The sequence below is a fragment of the Psychrobacter sp. T6-4 genome (assembly GCF_052258425.1).
Taxonomy (GTDB): domain Bacteria; phylum Pseudomonadota; class Gammaproteobacteria; order Pseudomonadales; family Moraxellaceae; genus Psychrobacter.
Genome location: NZ_JBQQEZ010000002.1, coordinates 101,613 through 119,651 on the forward strand (window position 1 = coordinate 101,613; position 18,039 = coordinate 119,651).

At 39.9% G+C, this 18,039-nt stretch carries 10 protein-coding genes and 2 pseudogenes; 2 read left to right on the plus strand and 10 right to left on the minus strand.

Annotation, left to right across the window (positions count from 1 at the left end):
- Window positions 1-213: 213 nt before the first annotated feature.
- Window positions 214-633, plus strand: coding sequence for a hypothetical protein (locus ACTXGE_RS02200; RefSeq protein ID WP_443541578.1), 420 nt, complete (start codon window positions 214-216; stop codon window positions 631-633).
- Between the two features lie 28 nt (window positions 634-661).
- Here the strand turns inward: ACTXGE_RS02200 and ACTXGE_RS02205 are convergent, their stop codons facing one another.
- Genes ACTXGE_RS02205 through ACTXGE_RS02215 form a run of 3 tightly spaced genes read right to left on the minus strand, consistent with a single transcriptional unit; the run spans window position 662 to window position 6,799 of the window.
- On the minus strand, window positions 662-3,922 hold the full coding sequence (locus ACTXGE_RS02205; protein ID WP_443541579.1) for a site-specific integrase: 3,261 nt from the start codon (window positions 3,920-3,922) through the stop codon (window positions 662-664).
- Complete coding sequence (locus tag ACTXGE_RS02210) at window positions 3,915-6,239, minus strand: hypothetical protein (protein ID WP_443541581.1); 2,325 nt, start codon at window positions 6,237-6,239, stop codon at window positions 3,915-3,917. The genes ACTXGE_RS02205 and ACTXGE_RS02210 overlap by 8 nt, the downstream gene beginning before the upstream one ends.
- Window positions 6,239-6,799: a hypothetical protein gene (locus ACTXGE_RS02215; RefSeq protein ID WP_192992165.1), complete on the minus strand. Its 561-nt coding sequence runs from the start codon at window positions 6,797-6,799 to the stop codon at window positions 6,239-6,241. The genes ACTXGE_RS02210 and ACTXGE_RS02215 overlap by 1 nt, the downstream gene beginning before the upstream one ends.
- A gap of 198 nt (window positions 6,800-6,997) precedes the next feature.
- Here ACTXGE_RS02215 and ACTXGE_RS02220 point away from each other — a divergent pair, with 198 nt between their 5' ends.
- Window positions 6,998-7,756 (plus strand): IS256 family transposase, encoded by a 759-nt coding sequence (locus ACTXGE_RS02220; RefSeq protein WP_443541725.1) that lies wholly within the window; start codon window positions 6,998-7,000, stop codon window positions 7,754-7,756.
- On the opposite strand, the gene ACTXGE_RS02225 is transcribed toward ACTXGE_RS02220, so the two are convergent.
- The 7 genes and pseudogenes from ACTXGE_RS02225 to ACTXGE_RS02255 all read right to left on the minus strand — a co-directional run bounded on the left by ACTXGE_RS02225 (window position 7,753) and on the right by ACTXGE_RS02255 (window position 18,032).
- Entirely contained in the window at window positions 7,753-7,929 is a 177-nt protein-coding gene (locus tag ACTXGE_RS02225) for a transposase (protein ID WP_443541584.1), read from the minus strand. The genes ACTXGE_RS02220 and ACTXGE_RS02225 overlap by 4 nt on opposite strands.
- Before the next feature lie 459 nt (window positions 7,930-8,388).
- A pseudogene (locus ACTXGE_RS02230) lies at window positions 8,389-8,742 on the minus strand (transposase); the annotation flags it as partial.
- A gap of 58 nt (window positions 8,743-8,800) precedes the next feature.
- Complete coding sequence (locus ACTXGE_RS02235; RefSeq protein WP_443541586.1) at window positions 8,801-9,547, minus strand: hypothetical protein; 747 nt, start codon at window positions 9,545-9,547, stop codon at window positions 8,801-8,803.
- A 50-nt stretch (window positions 9,548-9,597) separates the two neighbouring features.
- A complete protein-coding gene (locus ACTXGE_RS02240) occupies window positions 9,598-10,248 on the minus strand; it encodes a class I SAM-dependent methyltransferase (protein WP_443541588.1) in 651 nt (216 codons plus the stop codon).
- A gap of 19 nt (window positions 10,249-10,267) precedes the next feature.
- A complete protein-coding gene (locus ACTXGE_RS02245; protein WP_443541589.1) occupies window positions 10,268-11,329 on the minus strand; it encodes an HNH endonuclease domain-containing protein in 1,062 nt (353 codons plus the stop codon).
- A 212-nt stretch (window positions 11,330-11,541) separates the two neighbouring features.
- Window positions 11,542-12,125: pseudogene (locus ACTXGE_RS02250) on the minus strand (transposase); the annotation flags it as partial.
- A 120-nt stretch (window positions 12,126-12,245) separates the two neighbouring features.
- On the minus strand, window positions 12,246-18,032 hold the full coding sequence (locus ACTXGE_RS02255) for a DEAD/DEAH box helicase (RefSeq protein ID WP_443541591.1): 5,787 nt from the start codon (window positions 18,030-18,032) through the stop codon (window positions 12,246-12,248).
- Between the last annotated feature and the right edge of the window lie 7 nt (window positions 18,033-18,039).

Consider the following 18,039-nt stretch of genomic DNA (forward strand, 5'->3'; position numbering starts at 1 on the left):
GCTTTACGTTCAGTTTCGGGTACGCTGTGTTTGACTAAATATAATGATAAATATTTGGTGGTGTTCTAAAAAGTATGCTGGCGATAGAAGTCAATAAGAAATCTATGCTAAGTTCTCTGATTCTATAGGGCTTTCAAGGCTTCAAAAATTGTTCAAGTTTTAATCAGCATACTTTTTGACACACCACCCAAAAATAATACACTAGAGACGTTAATGTTTACTCGATTTAGTCAGTTCAATGGTGCTAAACGGTTTGCAAATGGGGACTGGTCTGAGATTAGTTTGATATTACCAATTATCGATAAGCTTGTGCGTGAAGGAGGTTGGGTAAGCGTTGTTATGAAGAACTTTGTACAATTATGTGAGCATGCCAAAAATGACTATCCCGCTGAGCTTTTCGCAGATCAAGTCTTAACCGTCATATCTAAGCCTAAGCTTGTAGGCTGGCAAGGTAGCACGCTATATTCAAAAATTGCTGAATTAGTTCAGTTTTTCGCAGAAAGAGATAACCCTTTGGATTTAGAGACTGGTCAAAAGCTCTTACGAATTATTGACTGGCTGATTGATCAAGGTGATAGACGAAGTGCTTCACTACAACAAAGCGAATTGTTTAGAAGCATCAAGGTTAATTGAATAAGCTAGCTATAAATAGCTCTAAACTCTATACTTTATTTGTTGTTAGTACCATTAACAAATAACCTAGATATTTAAGCACGCCCGATGACGCATAATAGTGATTAGTGGTAGCCAAGTTTTTGTCAGAGTGTTTACGTTTTTTCTGTACTACCCTTACCTCATAGCCATGAAAACTCTCACGTGCACCGACACGTATTGAGCTGTTCAGACCTAAGTCTTTTTTAACATCACTTACAACTTGCTCACTATATGTCCTAACTTGCCAATGATTGGCATCAATAAGCTGACAACCTACTAGCATAAAACTCTGTAGCATCTCAATCTGGGTCTCCTTAATACCAAAATGGATCGATGAGTTATTTAAGTTATGCTTATGCGCAAATATCTCAATAAATACTCTCAACTTCTCAGGATCCTTTATAGACATCTGATATGCCCTATCTAATGCTCTAATGATTACTTCCTGATTCTTACTACCTTTAGGCCTACCTAGTAATAGCCTGTCATCGTCGAACAGCTGACTAGCGCGCAGGTATAAACATTTAGATTCATTTAGACTTATACCATGTCTAATAGCAACTTCAGGTAACAGCTCATCTCGAGAGTTTTCTTTTAACTCCTGCAGCTCCTCTAGAAAACCTATGACGTCCGCATATTTAGGGTGAATAAAAATTGAATTTGTATTCGACTCTTTCAATTCATTCAAACTACTATTTAACAGTGGCTGGCTAGCATTGCTATCAGGTTCATCTGCATTCTTAAATAATGGTGTTTTATTAACAGCCGTTTTTTTAAGGAAATATGGTCTTATCTTATTTAATTGCACAGTCTTTGTCGTTGCATCATAAGCAGTTTTGTCTTGTCTATAGATAGCAGAGTAATCTAGATCTGTTATTAACTCTAAAACTGTTATAGGTAGCTCCAAGCAAGCATTACTCAGCCGCTCCCCTGCCAGCAGATGAGCAGTATGAATATAATACTCGAAGGTTGTGTCGCACGTTAAATGTCCTGCAAAGCTGGCCAGTCCAAACCAGGATCCTTGTTCCTTGTGATAGCCAAGGACCCCTTTTATTACTTTTTCGCACTGCTCATTATCATAATCAGTCATCACCTGTGCCAATGGCGACTTACTTAGTACTAACGCCAGCTGACTAATCGCAGTATGCCTAAAGCTGTGAAATGTGAAATCGTGCTCTCCTAGCAATCTGTCCCAAATTAACTTCATGAGATTACTGAAAATCACACTGGGTAACGGCTGATCACCTGAACCTTGAGAAAACAAGTAACGACGCTTCAACCTTTTCTGCTGACGATATAACTGAGTAAATTGTTTTAACTCGTCTTTCTTAAGTAGGCAGTTAATGGGTATAAGGCGGCTTGCGCTGCTACTTTTCAATCTCCGATAGCGATTTGGTCTTAACCATATTTGCGGCTGCTCTATTCGTTGTCCATGTTCATCAATATAGATGTCAGCTATATCACGAACTTTAACACCGATAAGTTCTTTAATTCGCAACCCTGTTCGATACGCAAGACTTAACACTACTAAGCACAGGTTTTTCTGTTCATCGTCTAAGCCCGAATTGACCAAATACTCTTTCATCGCATGATATATCCGAGGTGATATCATGTTCGCATTTACCACTTGGCGTTTATTACCCCATGGGAAATGCACAAACGGCGTATTATAGGATGCTCGCTGATAATCATGGAAAGCTCGTAGTCTGCCGTAAGTAAATTTTTGAGTATCTTTGAGCTTATCCAGATATGAAACTTTGTTTTTGTTTATATGCTCATTCTTTAAGCCATTGAGACTACATTGACTTATCACATCGTCTGCACAGCCAACTAAATCATCATCTGTATCTAGATTGTCTTCACCAAAGCCTGAGTTTTTGTTCAAAATAGACCGCTTTCTTCCATCCTTAATCTTACTTTGAATGATCTCCTCATATACAGCTTCAAAGTCCTCACCAGACCATTCATCAAGATTCTCATCCATTGTTAGCATCAGCCAATCCCGACCAATACATCCCAGATATTTACTAATGGTATCTAACCTGTTATTACTATCACTCAACAAGCTATTGACCCATCCTAAAAGACGCGTAGCATTAGGTTGAGTAAACTCCTGCTGCAACAGCTCTAGTTTTACAATAGCTGGGGCTTTACTGCCCTTAAGGGCATCTTGAACCTCTTTAATAAGATTCTTACTAAAACTTGGATACTCCCTACTATTGGTGCCTTTTTCGTCAGATTCTGAAAAGCTTGCTACAAATAACTCTTCCCAAGTAAGCGGCTGTAGATTTGAGTTAATCACCTCTTGATTATAATTAATAAGCTTATTTGTGGTTAAGCCCGTCGTTTTAATCTTGCCCTGTCTAACAATAGCCAGTGCAGTGTCTATATCGCCTCCCTTCATCTGCCGCCAATGATAGTCAGCGTACTTTATTAACTGTGATAAATGCGGTTTACTTTTATCTTTATTTTGTAGTTTTAGCTTCTTACAAATCTCATTAATAATGATTTCAAACGACTTCACATCTTCTTTTTTTAACTTTTTATCTTTTAGCACGTATAAAAAGCAAAGTGTCATATCATCAGGTATGTACTCTACATAGCGCTGTAAGCTTGTAGCAGATACATCCTCTGAGGTATGACTTTGCGTATAAGAACAACCGTAATTGTCATCATCAATACTGAGCAAGATTAGCGCCAAACTCTCGCTGCTGACACCTGAATCTGGTAATTCATCAGTTGCTGGTAGCTGCAATTGATATATGTCACGTTCGCCTAGGAGCCATTGATACAGTGCTTTTAACACATCTATGTCATTCAATCCCCCATACATCACGCTACAGTAGAGCACTGACTCAATCAAATCATTGTTTGAGAACCTTCTTTTCCGTTGCCATATCTCAATTATTTGCTGGCTAGCAAGGCTTACTTGAGCACCACTTACCATCCAATCATAGGATATTGTTAAATGATCACGCTCTGCTATGACTGGCACAACTGGTTCATCCATACTCAGTTCATGAGATTTGTTATAACTCCGTATGTATTCTAAAAATCCTTGTCTGGCTAAGTGATAGCTATGCGCAGTATCAAAATGCACCTCAAGTATGCTACCAATGGTTTGATAGTATTCAGTTAGGTCTGTTCCTGTGAGTATGTGATTGTCATCAACATACGAAGCTATCAAAAATTTTGCCTCATTTTTGATACTCTCATGACTCTTGCTTTTATTTTCTTCTCTTAACTGATGAGCAACGGCATTATCCATATATATTCACCTCAACTTGTCGTAGGTTAAGCTCAACTGCAACTTTCTCTAAGTCAGCGGATAACGCTTTTAGCTCATTAATGGATAATGACGACATGGGATGCATAGCCTCCTGATCTGGATGTTCATGACCATATAGGGCGCAGATCAAATGCTCAGGGGACCTATTCGTTAGTAGTGAGCGTAATTGATGTCTAAGCCAGTTGTCTTGGTGACTAAAAAAGTGTTTTATCTGATAGCGAACCTTACTAGGTTTAATACCGGTAAAGCCTTTGGGATTTTGGCTAAATAGCTGAATGAGTGGCTGACTAGAGTTCAAAATTTTATTTATAGGAAATTGGTCATTGGGATATATAGAATTATGCATGACCGCAAATTGCTTGATATATTTAATATAATTTTGAATCGCTGTGATTAAGAAATCACTAAGAGGAATAAGCCTTCCCTGCCCTTGTCCCTGACGCTCTTCTTTATCCGACACCCATAACAGCCTTTGCCTAAAATCAAATTGATTTAAAAGCCCAGGCGCATGCTTTACGGGTCTAATCCCAGTCTGAATAAAGATGATGTGCCATAACCAGACACCATAAGCATTAAACTGCTCAATATAACGGTCCTGCCTTATGCTTACGTTCCGCTTTAATCGACCGTTATAACTCTCAGTTGCTTCAGCAAGCTCATCAAAAAATCTTTGGCAGATATCAATATTTAAAGTCATGTCACTACCAATATATTTTTTATAACGATTGCTTTTCGTGCTAGACATACTAAGCTGTCGTAGCTCACCTTGGCTGTCCGCAGTACAGTATTCGGTCAATAGTTGTATGGCGCTGTAGTAAGTCTTCTCTAAGCTTATTGTCTCAATACTGGTGTAGTACAAGGGCGAGCTGTGTTTCACATCAACTCCAGTAATCATGTCGGCATGTAATGGCTCTTGCAGCTCATTCTTTATAACTGTATATAAACAAGCGTCAATATGCTGATTTGATAACACCGGTAGCTCTAGTTGCACTTTCAAGCTTGCCAGCACTTCAGACACTTCATCGCCATCCACCGAAAACTTATTTTCAATAACTGCTTGTAGCCTCGCTGGCAGAGGTAATTTAAATTCATTATCATGGCTTTGACGATGTGGCAATAAGTGGCTTCTACGATTTGAAGTTACGTTAATAGTATTACTCATAGCATAACTATCAGCAGCCGAACCGCTTTCATGACTCAACCACTTGCGCTGACTTTTATCCAATGCCAGCTCATAAATCACGTCTTGGACCTTCCGACCACTTAGCATTGATAGTAATATAACGGCATAAACCCGACGCTGTTTATAGCTGACAACGCCAAAAAGCTGCCACACCCGAGCAAATAACATCTGATAGCTCAGTAGACTTAGTTGACGTAAATTAGTAGGAAAATGAAACTGGTTACGGCGGGCATGTCGATATTTATTTTTTAGCTTCCATTGCTGCAATTCTGAGGATTTAGCGGTTGTACTGGAAGGCTTAAAATCATTATCTAAGAGCGCAGGCGGGTCATCATCAGCAATATTCTCAGCGTCCGATACGTTATCATTTTTATGGGGTCTACCAAATATTGTGACTCGTATTGGCTCATCAGCACTATTAAGGTATCGCTTATTAGTGTGTTCTTTACTAAGCTCATTGTTTTGTGAGCTGGTATAGGTTTTACTTACAAACGCTTTGTTCTCTGCAACTACTTCATAGGCAAGTCTTATTTGACCAATTTTACCAGCCAACTTTTGATTAACCACTTTGCCTGACTCTTCATCACTTCTTATCTTAGCTTCATATACGCGTAATGCTGCTAGTGCCTTCGTCAGTGAAACATGTTGAGCATGGATATCAATCAGTTTTTTAACAATCTCAGCTTGTGGGTTATTAGGCTTCAACCCCATCCTTAGACGCACACTTAGCTGACCGACTTTTACAGAGTGTTCATCCTTACGTATAGCAATCATAATGATTATTTGCAGATATGCACTCATAAACTGCCATGCTTCATCATCCCTACGTGCTTGACCATACCTCTGGTAAAACAAGACCAGCATATAAGTGACTGCCCAATTCTCAATTTTTTTCTCTTTGACGACTTTCCTGGCGATAGCTTCACATTCAGACGATGTAAATACTGGCATATCTAGGCTGGCTTGCTCACCAATATGTAGGCAGAGGCCTGGATTAATATAAAGAGTATTAATAATCAGACTTTGTATTTTTATAAAGTACGGTGAATCAAGTGGCACTAGACGATCTAAAACCGTTTGTAATTCGCTGTTATCAAACTGCTTTATATTCATTAGGGTGCACCACTCAACCAGCTCATACTTTGAGGAATACCTAGAACTCGATCTTCTAGTGCAAACTTACATTGGCGATATTCATAACTACTCTGGCTAATACCTGCAAAATGGCAATACTCCTTTACAGTCAGTTGCCTAACCCCCATGAGCTGGCATATCACACTTTGAGGTGCAGTGCATTTAAGTGCTTTAAACAAATCAGGATGGTGAATACCTTTCAAGAACATCAAGTTTATAACCTCCATCCATGCGAGCTGCTGAACATCTTTAATACTTTCAGGGATTATTAAGCATGGGTGATCGCTATCATTCTCGAACCTTAAAACCTGATCGACTCTTTGGAAATCATTAAAGAAATAAAAAGCATCGTCCCCTCCATCAACCAAGCGCAGGGGTGGACGGTAGAAATTATCCAAAAACTTCATATTGATATAAGTCGTTTTAGGTCTCAATCTCTGCCAAACACATAAAGCGGCTTTAGCATACGGATGTACATACAAATCATCCTTACTAGGATTGGCAAGTTTTTGCCCAACCTTAAGTTTATTATTTTTCATTAATTATAAAATAATAGTGAATATAATTCATGTTATCAAATAATCACTTAGGTGTCAAACGCTTTAGTATTGTGGAGCTTAATATCATAAAATAATCGTTATTATTAAATAGTTAGAATTATTACAGGCACGAAAAAACCTCTTAAGACTATAAAGAATATAGCTTTAAGAGGTTGTTGATTTTTATACTTTTATTAGCTGAGAAGGTTAAACTTGGAGTTTTATCCTATCGTCTATTTGGACTGCATCGTCGTGAAGATACGTCAAGACAAGCAGATCATCAACAAGGCTATCTATCTGGCGCTAGGCGTGGGACTTGATGGTAAAAAAGAGCTGCTTGGTATGTGGCTCTCAGAGAATGAAGGGGCTAAGTTCTGGCTGGGTGTTCTCACTGAGCTACAAAACCGCGGGGTACAAGATATCCTCATTGCCTGTGTCGACGGCTTAAAGGGCTTCCCCGATGCCATTAACACTGTTTATCCAAATGCTCAGGTTCAGCTTTGCATTGTTCATATGCTGCGTTATTCAATGAAGTTCGTACCGTGGACGGACAAAAAGGCCGTAGCGGCTGATTTAAAGGCAATTTATGGTGCGGATACTATAGAGATAGCAGAGGCCAACCTTGAGCACTTTGATGAAGTATGGGGTAAAGAGTACCCGCATGTCATCAAGTCTTGGCGCAATAACTGGGAGGGCTTAACGGTGTTCTTTGGTTATCCTAAAGATATCAGAAGAGTGATCTATACCACCAATGCGATAGAGTCGCTAAACAGTGTGATTCGAACGGCGGTGAATAAGCGTAAGGTGTTTCCCTCTGATCAGGCAGCGTTTAAAGTGGTATATCTAGCAACACAGCAGGCATCCAAGAAGTGGTCGATGCCGATTCGTAACTGGACGTCTGCTTTAAATCGCTTTATGATTATGTTTGATGATCGTATCAGTAAGCATTTAATCTAAACGGCAGTTACACAGAATCTGGGATGGGTTCGGAGAAGGTTCTGGTTGATGCCATGGTCTCGAGCGATACTGGCAATTGATCGACCTGAACCTTCAGCTTCTTGTACTAAAAGTTCTTTAAACTCAGCACTGTAAGTTCTTCGTTTGGGTTTGTTAGGTGGTTGTGTTGTCATGTTAGTGTCCACGATTATTAATCGTGGACACTATCTCGCATTTTTTAAGTGAGGAAAAGATGGGATGGTCGGATGCTTACCTTGAACTATAGTATATAGATGCCTCATCACCAGACAACAATCCTTCAACAGCTTCTGTTACATAGGCCATGGATTCCAGTGGTAAAGCTTGCACACTCTGCATCCCTAAAAATAACCCTTTAGTATCATGAGCTTTTGCAAGTTGACTAACAAGCTTGTGTGTAGCTACTTTTATCAAATCTGATTCAGATTCTCCTGCTGATATATTTTAGCAGTTAATCTCTATTTCTAATTGTTCTTATTTTTCGGGGGGATTACCGCTCCTTTAGTAACACATCATCATCGATATGATCATCAGCAGAATTAAAACCTGTGAGATAGATCATATTGTCAATAAAGATCAGTCCTAGTGTCTGGGAGACACTTGCCCGAAGCGCAAGACGTAAGGCTATGGCTATAGTGGAATATGATTTTATCATCGAGACCTGAGATACGGGTTTGATGCTTACTAACGAGTACAGGCTCAAAGCTGCCACCGCGGTCTCTTGGGGTGGAGATCTCAAGCTCGCCTGTGTCGCTACGGACTCTCTTTTTAGTGTGCCCATTGCGCTTATTAGGCTTGTCTGCCTTTTCATGCTTGGGGTAGCCGAGATGCTCTTCCATTTCTGCTTCTAGGGCAGTATCGATAAAAGATTGCATGAGCTGCTTCTGGAAGTCTTTGATGTCATCGAAGCTTTTCATACTGCTGGCCATTTGTTCAGCCAGTTTCTTAATGTCAGATTGGTTAGTCATTGCTTATTCTCCTGTTAGTGGATTATAAGCAGTTACACAGTTTTTAGGAAAGGCTCTGTTATTTTTTCCTTAACTTAGCACTAATGAGTTTACGCCGATGCTCTTGCGCAGCGTTATAGCGATGAGCTTTCGCCAGCTCGATCTCTTCATGAGTCTGAATTAGATCAGACCGCATGATGAGCGCTTCATCCATATTGATCGTATCGACAGTCATAGCATTACCTATGAGAATTGAACGTAATACTTTATTTGCATTACTCTCAGCAAGACTTTCAATCACAGCAACGCATCTATCAACGTCTGCCAACTGTAGCTTGATGAACATCTGAGCATCGTAATAAGACTTAGAGTATCCCTTACTCACTGCCACACACCATAACGCCACTAATGCCTCAGGGCTGGCGACGGGTACATCAACCATACCAAATATCTCTTTAGATATAGGCTGATTAAATGTAAGACCTTTAGGGGTGATTTGGAATGAAAATGCGAGAGGATATTTTTTAGTCTCATCACTATCATCTTTGACAGCAATGATTAACTGTTGGTAGGCATTCCATATAAAATCAATTCCATGCTCTTTAAGGACGCTTTCAAGTTTACAGCAGTCATTTTCAGAGATCATGAAATTAATATTGGTGGTCGCACGAGGAGGTGCATACTCTGAGTATGCAACTGTGCCAATAATCACATACTCAATGTTTTCTTCTGACAGAACATAAATGAGCTGTTTAAATAATTTTTGGTATTTATTCATTCGGCTATCTGATTCAAACAATCTTAGAAATGCCATTGACTCACTCATATCATATCTACCCGCCAAGTTTTATATCAGTTATTGTCAGTTGTTAGTCATCATTTTACAGAACTTCTAATAGGATTATTTTCTCGCTTTATCATCACATTAAACCATGCATCTTTACAGTCGGCTCTTTTATCGGCCGACAACAATATATCGCATTCAATCACTTGCGGTATTTTAGCAACAATGGTTGCCCAACGTGCTTCATTCATATCACAAAAGAAGCGCTCATTATCTATTCGCTCCCCTTCACCATATTTAAATGATAAATACATCACTCCATCATCAGTTAAGGTTTCTAACAATGACTGTATAATGCAAGGTAGCTCGAAAAAAGGTACGTGTAGCAATGAAGCGCAAGCCCAAATGCCAGTGAACTTATTTTCCCAAGCCTGATTTTCAATACTGCTAAAATCTAAGTGAACCCAAGTAATTCTGCTCGACATATGATGTTGCCGAGCCCACTGAATTAACTCGGCGCTGGCATCTATCGCTGTTACTTCATAACCTTGTTTAGCAAAGTAATTTGCATCCCTACCTGAGCCACAGCCCACGTCTAAAATACGTTGCGTATCTCTTTGAGGGAGCTGATTAATAAATAGCTCGTATAAATCATGCATATCTATGCTTACCGTTTGCATGGCAAATTCAACGGCATTTTCATCATAATAATTAAGAGTACTTTTGGAGACTTGTTTGGTCATAAAGTGGCATATCTATTTGTCAGGCTCTAAGCTGTGGTAGTGCATCAGGATTAATTGGCCGCAACTTTATGCTTGGTTGTGGCGACCAGACCAAATCTTCATGTTCTACCGCTATTTGATAAGCCCACTGGCTAATCGTCTCTGAGCGTTGCTGATTGGTTATAAAGCCTAGGGTTTTTGCTTGCTGTTCAATCGTATAACCGTATTGCTGATTGCGTTTTAACCACTTCTCATAAAATAACTCTTCAGCAAGATAATCACGTTTGCTGTTGTTGCACCTATGATCAGTGAGTACAAAGTTGTGAGTGGTATCAATGGGGTATTTCGACCAAGGAATGAAATGATCGACCTCGATATTATTTTTTAAAGCTTTATGGCAATAGAAGCACTGCCCTTGTTGGGTGTCAATCAATATGGACTCTAATACTTTTAAGTTTTGTCTTGATTGATGAAATAGAAATTGTTGCAGGTCAATATCATCGCTAAAGTAAGGTTGATTGTGACGGTTTTTACGCACAAACTCAGTCCAGTATTGTTGGCAGAGTTTATGGATTATCTGACTGAAACGGTTAAAGCAATATGCGATTCCAGGCATCAATACTATCGCGTTTGCTTTAGGATTATAAACATATAAAAATTCGCGACTGACCTTATCTTGGGCACTTTGTAAATACTTTGCAGGATTGTTCTTAATGGTCTGAGCAACCTCTTTAATCGTTGACTGCCACTTTTTAATACTACGCTTTCGAGCTACACCTATGCTGGTAGTTTTAGTCTCTTGTTGCAACTTCAGTATGCTAGTAATAACCTTAGCTTGACCCCCTACATTACTCTGTTTCAATACAGAGTCATCATCTTGATATGAAAACGGCAGCGTTTGTGTCCAGTAAAGCTGTACAAACTGCTCAGCTAACTCTTCATATGACATACTGCGCTCGCTATTATCACTAATAGCTGATTCTATAGAAAGGTTTGTAATCGCCATTAATAAAGCGAATTTATAAGTAGAGGTGTAAGAGCTAGACTCAAGTAACCATTGAATGCGTCTTAGAAAGTTAAGCTGAAAATCGGCTGTAGGCACTATGAGTATCCTTTAAAACATATCAGTATAATATAATTTTGCAAAGCCTTCATAGGCATGGCGACTGGCACTTTATAGAATCTTATAAAGCTATTCATCTTACTAAAAATTAAATTGAACGGTAACTATCCTGAGTATGTCGGAAACATTTTTACTTGAGTCAGGCAGCTTAATTCTATTTATTAGGTGTCTTAAGTTTGGGAGGGTTACCTCTTCACGACGATGCAGTCCAAATAGACGATAGGATAAACACTGCTCAGTGGCCGGTTCTGCCAAGCGGTGATGTCGTCTAATATATTATCGGTGACTCTTGAAACTAAGCTGCTTGAGATGTCGACATCGTAGAGCTCTTTAATGCTCTCTACAATCTCGGTGGTGGTTTGACCCTTGGCGTATGAGCGAGGATAAGCAAGTGTGTGGGGCACACTTGCTCGAAGCGCAAGACGGAAGGCTATGCCTGTAGTGACGATATGATTTTATCATCGAGACCTGAGATACGGGTTTGATGCTTGCGCACGAGCGTAGGTTCAAAGTCACCATCACGGTCTCTTGGGGTGGATATCTCAAGATCGCCTGTGTCACTGCGGACGGTCTTTTTAGTGTGCCCATTGCGCTTATTAGGTTTATCGGCTTTCTCATGCTTAGGATAGCCGAGATGATCTTCCATCTCAGCCTCTAAGGCAGTGTCGATAAAAGATTGCATGAGCTGCTTCTGGAAGTCTTTGATGTCATCAAAGCTGTTCATGCTACCAGCCATTTGCTCGGCCAGTTTTTTGATGCCAGATTGAGTAGTCATTGCTTATTCTCCGGTTAGTGGATTATAAGCAATTACACAGTTTTTAGGAAACCCTCGGCTAGGCAACGATTTATACAAGAAACCTATTTATAAAATCTTTTTATATCAAATCAATCTTTCTCATTGAGACCTAACATTTTCAATAGCACTCATTAATCTGCGATTCGTTTCAAAGGTATCAATGAACATTATAGAATAGCTAGAATCTAAAGAATCGATAGTTTGCTTTAGCTCTGTACTCATATTTATTACATCCCAAAAGGGATGGATAATAACAAATGCTTCAGAGCTAGCCGTGCTAGAGTTATGTAGTACAACCGGAAGGTTTAATGGGCCTATGCTGACAATTTCACTTTTATATGGATCTAATCGTTGAATATCCTGTGCAGCATTTTTGGCAAGCTCAGGCCAGTCTTCAAGCTCAGGATAATTAGTAAAATCTCCATCCAAACCTACTCGATGTGTACGATCAAATAAGCATCTTAGGAAACTAAGCCCTAACCGCCAATCTAGTAGACCATGATACCCCCTATTGCCATAACGTTGAATACAACGATAGCAGGAGCGATGACATTCTTCACGATGCGTACTTTCAAAAAAACCACCAACCATCGGGTCGGATAGATTGTTTAACATCGAGTCTATAAGCTCTACAATCAGCGGAGGTCTTTCCTCTATATTTTTTGTTAATCTTTGACAGAAGCCCGCACCATTTACCAACATATCAGCTATCTGCAACATGGGCTTTTCTTCACGAAGTCTAGGCTCAAGAGGTTCGAACTCATCTGGTGATATATCTAAAGCTAGAGAAGCTCTCTGAACTATAAGCTGTGTTGCGCTAATAGCTGCAGCTCTCAAGCTTGTCCCTGAGCGTTCTGATTGAGACCCAAGTCTATCCATAGATAAACCATTTGGAATAGACAACATGCTAAGATTTAGAGCATCTGTGCGCTTTCTTGAAAACAACTTTACTTCTTGTACTTCAGGTAATTCAGGTTGTATCTGCCAATATGTAGGATGTTTTTGAGCTTTATCCAATAATATTGCTTGATTCGGAATCCCATTAATAGTTAGCTTAGAGATCCCTTGGCAATACACTTTATTTTGAACTCTTTGGACAACCTCATAGCTTTTGGGACTTCCATCTAAATCTAAAACACCTCTATTTCTTCTGATAATATAAGCTTCCTTACCACTGGCAAGCGACAGGTTTGTTCCTGCGATCTTTTGCATTTGCATAGGTGCAATGATTGCTCCTGTTTCCCGACGTATCATAGGTCGGGGTGGCTCGGTGCCGTCAGATACCTTCGGTTGAAAATCTGTTCTAAAAGCTCTCGGTGAATAGTAGACGCTAAAAGCTTCTTGTGGAATTATTTGTTTGCAATCATCACATTCGATTTTATTATCATTTTGCTTAAGCAGTTTTAGGGCTCCACAAGCGGGACAGTCGGCAATGCTAACTTTATCATTCCACCACTCTTTTTGAGGCTCAGGAATAAGTTTAGCTCCGCCGCGCCCTGGTTGAACAAAACCTAATTGATCAGTAAAGCCAATGCTCTCATGAACTTTTTTATCTCGGATTACTGTTTGTCCTGGAGAGAACTCATAAATAGCCATATCAATTTCGCGATCAACAGAATCCCACTCACACTGATTATCACTAACTGACTCTAAATTTAGATATAAGTTTCTGACTCTGGTGGGCATGCCAAACATTGGTAACAAGCCATTCTCAGCTAAGAACTGTGCTAAACCCATTTCACGGGTACTACCCTCTTTCGCCAAATCATCGATTTCATCAATAAGTTTATCAGTTGTTAAATAAGTTAGAAGATCCTGCTCGCGACTTGCCACTCCTTGACCTAAAGTATGGGCTAATTTCTTAGCGATTGACTGCGTCTGTCTAAGTGCAACCATTAAACGTTGTTTCCAATCTTTGGCTTTGTCATAATAGTCAGTCGTTAAGATAAACTCTCCGTGTATATCAGATGGCATACTGTCACCTGGATAACTGCTATTATCTTCTTCTCTTAGTTGTTTAAAGGCTTCTGTCAACCAAGCCTTTCTCAATAAGCGCAAGCTAATATCAATGTGTTCCACTGTTAAAAAAGGTGGTGGTGGCGCATCTCCTGTGATTGCGTCAGGATGTCGAAAATAGTGAAGATCATGACTACGACCACGGCATAGTGTCATTGCTAGAGAGAATGCTTGTTTACGCCGTCCGGCACGCCCTACACGCTGTTGATAGTTAAAACGTTGCGGCGGCATATTAGCTTGATATACAGCTTGTAAGGCACCAATATCAATACCAACTTCCATTGTTGTGGTAACGGACAGCAAATCGATTTCTTGAGCTTTTTCTTTGATAGGATTGCTATTATCATCAATTAAAATACCTCGAAAACGCCTTAATCGCTCTGCAGATGATTTTGTTTGACCCGTTAACTCTTCACAGTGCAATCTAAATACAGAGTGATCATCTGAAAATGTTTTATCTAATCGTTTAGATATATAGTTACGTTCTCTAAGCTGTTTTGCATTGAGATTTGGCTGGGCAGGCAAGGGTTGATGACAGCGCGTGCATACTCCCGTACCGCGATGTAGATGAGCTCTACTACATGTGGTACATTCATAAACTGGATCATCAGGTTCAGTAAGTTGAATATATAAACGCTCAATTCGTATAACACCACCTGAATGTCCAAGCTTTTCCATTTTTCTTAAAGTATCAGTCATTTTATCTTCACTGATATTAGAAGACTGTATAAAGCCCTTTACTCTTTTACTACTTATAGAGCCACCGTTTACCCACTCTTTAATTGAGTCCGGTTTAACCCATTTGTTAGCTAATACACGATAGTTATCGGCAAAAACTCTTAAGATCGCATTAAGTTCATCTGAGTTTTGCGTATGCTGAGCCTCAAAACAAGGATAACCAATCCCAGTTTCTTCCAAAGCAAAATAGTTACGAGCAAAAATAACATCTTCAATCAAGGTTTGCTGTGCTTTTGCCACAGCATTTTTTGCATCAGTAACTTTTGTACCTTCAATTTTATCATTCCAATAAATTGTTCCGTCTTGCCTCTCTTCAAAATAACTATACCATTCGTTATAATTAATTTTTTCGACGCCTGTATCATCTGTAGGATGTACGCCGATAGTCGCCATTCCTGCTAATAGAGGCTGAGCTTTGAAGTCCGATTCAATAATCCCTTTTTCGTTCGCTTCTAGAATTGTTGCCAGAGCTATACGATTTGAGTGTCCAAATTTATCCGCCTCTTCTTTTAAAGAGTTTAACTTTAAGATACTAGCTAAATCACGTTCCTGTAATGCCTTATTCATTTGCTCCTCAATACTTTCAAGGCTCATAAGCGGCTTTCTATTTATTAAGGCATCGACTAAAATTCTACGTCGTGTGTCATTATGGTGATGGCGTTCGATGTCAACGGCTGCCTTAGCTGCATCTTGTCGACTATCAGAAAATGCAACTGCCTTAGGGCTATTACCAGCTTGTTTGAGTATTTCAAGAACTTCAGTGGCAAGTAGTTGTGATGTTTTAGCAAAACCTGTACGAAAACTACGAATAGGTGACTGACGATATTGTTCACTGCGACGTGAGTAATCTGCTCCACACGCAGGGCAGCAATTGGGCGCTGCAGTCTTTTTCCGTTGCTTGTCTTTAACAGATACATTAATCAAAGTAAAAACTTGTCCTGGAATAAAACCTTCAGGGGTAGCGTTTACTGAGCGTAACTGACCGTTGTATGGGTCTAGCGACATAGGGATCCATGACTCTTTGTTATTATCGCCTTGCTTTACAGGTGCTCTGGAAGGCCAAAATAGAACGAATTCTTCGTGACTAAGATCTTCAATCCCAGCACCAACGCCAAACTCTGGAAGCTTTTCAAGATCTTGGGTTTGGGGGAGGATTTCGATTGGTGAGTTTGATGTATTACGAGAAGCCTTTCCCCGTAATCCGCCAATAAACTCTGTATTACACCCCTCGCATAAAAATAATTCAAATAGCCGCTGAGAACCTTGAAAAGTATTGATATGACTAGTACCGCTTTCAACTGAAACACCTTTATAGGCAAGCTGATCTTGTTGAATTACGGGAGTGGCAAATAAACCTTCTAAGCTTCTTAGAAATAAGTGCTCCCTAAAAGAAATAGCCTCTGAACCGTCTATATCCCCTAACCCCCTGAGGATCATTAAACCACGCAATGCTTTATGATTTTGACGGTCCCCAAAAATTTTTTCTGCCAAAGTTGATATTGATCGAGCTTTAGTTTTTCCCTCTTCATCTGTACAACTAATTGCGAGTCTTGCCGCAACCTCATTCACCATGCCACTAGTTGTGCAAGATTGAGGTAGACCTAAGGTTATTTTGCAAGCACTTAGTAGTTCCTCTAAACGTTCATCTTCATCTAACTTATTTTTTAGCTGACCTAGATAACGACCATCTGGGGCTAGATAATCTACCACTGCCGTAAATGGTCTAGCATCTATATGCTGTTGAGTAATTGGTTTAGGTATATCAGTGATGCCTGAAATAACTGCCTCTACCCAATCCTCAGGTTTTTTGGCTCCTTCACTGTGACTATCTACATAAGTTCCAAACGGCCCAAAGAAATCATAAAGATAGCTCAAGCTTTGATCGCCTTCAGTACCATCTAAGGGCAATGAAGCACTAGACGCTAGTATGCGCAGCTTATGGCGATACTGTGTACGATCTAATCCTAATCGGTTGATCAAAACACGAATGAGAGCCGCCATTTCAGTTCCTGTTGAGCCGCGTATCAAATGCAATTCATCTAAAACTAAGAAGAAATAAGCTTCAGGATCTGTTTCAAGCCACTGTCTGGTTTTATCAAAGATTTGAGCATCAACCTCTCGCGATAGCATAGCATTGAGCATTGAGACATTAGTAATTAGCAAGTCTGGTGGCGTTTCTTGCATATCCCATCGCGTAATGAGTTCTGACCCTATAGGAGATGGAAATAAATAACGTGTTGCATCAGTCTCAGGGTTATTTCTGTCGTACTCCAATGCTTTTCCTTGATCATTAGCCAATGTCGTTAGCATGGTCTTAGTACGTTTCAGACGGCGTTTAGCAGCATTTGTCTCTTTTACATCTCCTTGTTTTCTTGGGTGGTTCAAATAACCAGGAACAGGGCTAGCACTGGTATAACGTCCAAAAAATATTCGATTACCATTTGCTCTTTTATCTAATATCTCTGTAGCCTCTGGCGAGTCTAACATTGTGCGTAAGCGTACCATCTGGTCTTCTACTAACGCATTCATTGGATACAAAATTAATGCGCGCACTGCTTGTGGTCGATTACTGGCCTCACCTTTGCGGTGGTACTCAAACCTATTGCTCTCACGCCACCATTGGTATTGTAAGTAATCTGCTGCTGGGGGTGCCCACTGCGTTGCTTCTGCAGTCAACTCAGCTAAAATAGGTAATAAAAATGACTCTGTCTTGCCAGAACCCGTACCAGATGTAACGATACCAGGGTGACCATTCTTTAATCCACGTTGCAGCATTTGCATTTGGTGAGAATAGGGTGAAAACACACTTTGTCGTAACAATCCGCCTGCAGCTGGCTTGCCAGGAAAAAGTCCAGAAAATACCATTTCAATGATAGCTCGGCGCTGCTCACGATTAAATTTCTTTAACGGGTTATGCTGTTCCTGGTCGTCTAAACAATTTTCTAATGCAATATCGGCTGTTTGGTAGCGCAGAATAGGTTCGATAAAAGGCTCTGGCATTAAATTGCCTGGCTGCCGCAATAAACGCTGTCTTTCTTGACTTAAATCTTCACGACGCAATCGATAAACCGTATCTAAGTAAGAAAGATAAAGTTCTAAAATGTTATAGTAAGCCCCTATTGGATCTAGCATATTATTC